This window comes from Cellulomonas sp. IC4_254 (assembly GCF_011603975.1).
Lineage (GTDB): Bacteria > Actinomycetota > Actinomycetes > Actinomycetales > Cellulomonadaceae > Cellulomonas.
The window spans coordinates 1-2,590 of sequence record NZ_JAANNB010000313.1; the positions used below are offsets into that span (position 1 = coordinate 1).

General features: G+C 78.2%; 2 protein-coding genes and 1 pseudogene. 2 read left to right on the forward strand and 1 reads right to left on the reverse strand.

Annotated elements, in window-relative coordinates; all coding sequences use genetic code 11:
* Both G6556_RS18235 and G6556_RS18240 read left to right on the forward strand, forming a co-directional pair.
* Positions 1-279 (forward strand): annotated as a pseudogene (locus G6556_RS18235) (hypothetical protein); the annotation flags it as partial.
* Positions 276-2,012: a RecQ family ATP-dependent DNA helicase gene (locus tag G6556_RS18240; protein WP_166944493.1), complete on the forward strand. Its 1,737-nt coding sequence runs from the start codon at positions 276-278 to the stop codon at positions 2,010-2,012. The pseudogene G6556_RS18235 and the gene G6556_RS18240, both read left to right, overlap by 4 nt.
* A 25-nt stretch (positions 2,013-2,037) precedes the next feature.
* Here G6556_RS18240 and G6556_RS18245 read toward each other — a convergent pair whose 3' ends face one another.
* Positions 2,038-2,496 carry a universal stress protein gene (locus tag G6556_RS18245; protein WP_166944495.1) on the reverse strand — a complete coding sequence of 153 codons (459 nt, stop codon included), beginning with the start codon at positions 2,494-2,496 and terminating at the stop codon, positions 2,038-2,040.
* Positions 2,497-2,590 lie beyond the last annotated feature (94 nt).

A 2,590-nucleotide genomic window follows, 5' to 3' on the forward strand; every position in this document is an offset into this window, starting at 1 on the left:
GCCGCGCCGCTGAGCGCACCACCACCGGAGGCCCCCTTGTCCGACCGCGGCACCGTCGACGACGACTACCTCGAGCGCGTCCGCGCGTCGGAGGAGCAGCCCCCGCCGCCCCCGCCGGCGCGCGTGCTGCTGTTCGTGCTCTGCTTCGCCCTGTTCGTCGGGGGCCTCTACCTGATGGGCCTGGCCGTCGACACCGCCGAGATCTGGCTGTTCACGGTCGGGATCCTCTGCAGCGGCGGCGCGTTCTTCCTCGGCCTCAACCGGTCGCGCACCCTGTGACGCGGACGACCGAGGGGTCCGGCACCCCGGACCTCGCGTCCGCCGTGCGCCGGGTCCTGGGGCCGGACGCCGAGCTGCGTGAGGCCCAGCGCGACGCGCTCGACGGGCTGCACGACCGGGACACCCTGCTCGTCGCCCGGTCGGGCGCCGGGAAGACCGCGGTGTACGCCATCGCCACGCTGCTCAGCGGCCGGCTCACCGTCGTCGTGTCCCCGCTGCTCGCGCTGCAGCGCGACCAGGTGGCCGGCCTCCGGGAGGCCGGGCTGCGCGCCGAGTCGGTGAGCTCCGCCCGCGGCGCCAGGGCGCAGGCGGACGCGCTGGAGCGCGCGGCGGCCGGGGAGCTCGACGTGCTCGTGCTCGGGCCCGAGCAGCTGGTGCGCCGCCCGGTCGCGGACGCGCTGGACCGGGCGCCCGTCGGGCTGGTCGTCGTGGACGAGGCGCACTGCGTCAGCGAGTGGGGCCACGACTTCCGCCCCGACTACGTGCACGTCGCCGGGACCGTCGAGCGGCTCGGCCGGCCGCGGCTGCTGGCGCTGACCGCCACCGCGTCGCCGCAGGTGCGCGGCGAGATCGTCGAGCGCCTCGGCATGGTCGACCCGCGGGTGCTCGTGCACGACGCCGACCGGCCGAACATCTGGCTCGGGGCGCACCACGCGTCCACCCCCCGCGAGCGCGACGACCGGGTCGTGGCGCTGGTCGGCGAGCTGACGGCCGACCCCGGCGGTGCCGGGCTGGTGTACGCCCGCACCCGGTCGCACGTCGAGGAGCTGGTCGAGGCCCTCGGCCGCGCCGGGCTCGCCGCCCGCGGCTACCACGCCGGGCTGCCGGGCGAGGAGCGTGCCGCCGTCGAGCGGGCGTTCCTCTCCGGCGAGCAGGACCTCGTCGTCGCGACCAGCGCGTTCGGGATGGGCGTCGACCGGGCCGACGTGCGGTTCGTGGTGCACGCCGGGCCGCCGACGTCGCTCGACGCCTACTACCAGGAGGTCGGGCGGGCCGGCCGCGACGGCGAGCCCGCGCGCGCGGTGCTCGTCAGCCGCCCCGACGACTTCGGGTTCAACCAGTACCTCCGGACCGGCGGCGTTCCCCGGCAGGGCACGCTCGGGGCGGTGCTCGACGCCGTCGCCGACGCCCCCGACGGCGCCCGGGACCAGCGCGCGCTCGCGCAGGCGAGCGGGCTGGCCGCACGGACCGTCTCCCGCGCGCTGGGCGTCCTGCTCGACACCGGCGCGGTCCGGCGCGAGGAGGGCGGCACTCTGGTGGCGACCGGGCTGTCCGCCCAGGCCGCCGCGCGCACCGCCGCCGAGCGGCAGGAGGAGCGGCGCACCGTCGAACGGACCCGCGTCGAGGTCGTGCGGACGTACGCCGACACCACCGACTGCCGGCGCCGGCTGCTGCTCGAGCTGCTGGGGGAGAAGCACCCGCGACCGTGCGGGGCGTGCGACTCCTGCGACGCCGGCACGTCCGTCGAGGTCGAGGACGCACCCCTGCGACCCGGGCAGGCCGTCGAGCACGCCGAGTGGGGGCCGGGGCAGGTGTCGGTGGTGGAGGAGGACCGGGTCACGGTGTTCTTCGCCGAGCGCGGCTACGTCACGCTCGACACCGAGGTGGCGCTGGAGGCCGGGCTGCTGCGGGCGGTGCCCGGGGTGCCGGGGGCCTCGGCGGCATCGGCGGCGTCGGGGGCGACGGCCGGGTCGGGGAGCGCGGTGGACGCGGCGACGCCGCCCGCCGCCTGACGCCCCCGGCAGTCCGACGGGCCCGTCAGGGCACGACGGTCACCGGCCAGCGCGCGTTGCGGACCAGCCGCACCGCGAGCGAGCCGGCGATCCGGTGGCCGATGCTCGCCGACGACCCGACCACCACGCTGTCCGCCCGCACCTCGTGGGCGACCGCGGACAGCACCTGGTACGGGTCGCCCGTGCGGACCACGAGGTCGACCGGGACGCCGCGCGCGTCGGCCAGCGCGCGCGGGTCCCGGAGCGCCCGCTCCACGGCGTCCTGGTGCTCCGCGACCGCCGCGCTCGCCGCCCCCGTCGTGTCCATCAGCGCCGCGACGCCGCCGCCCGGCTCCCGCACGTAGACCACCACCAGGCGGCTGCCCTGCCGGCGGCACACCCCGACCGCGTACGCCGCCGCGCGCAGCGACGGGTCCGAGCCGTCCACGCCCACCACGACGGCGCTCGGGCCGTCGCGGCCGATCTCGAACTGCTGGCCGGTCACGCGGCACCGTCCCTCTCGCACCCGCTGGTCTGGTCCGCCCGACGCTATCGGCTGCCGCGCGCGGGCCCCCGCGCATCCGCGCCCCGGACACCCC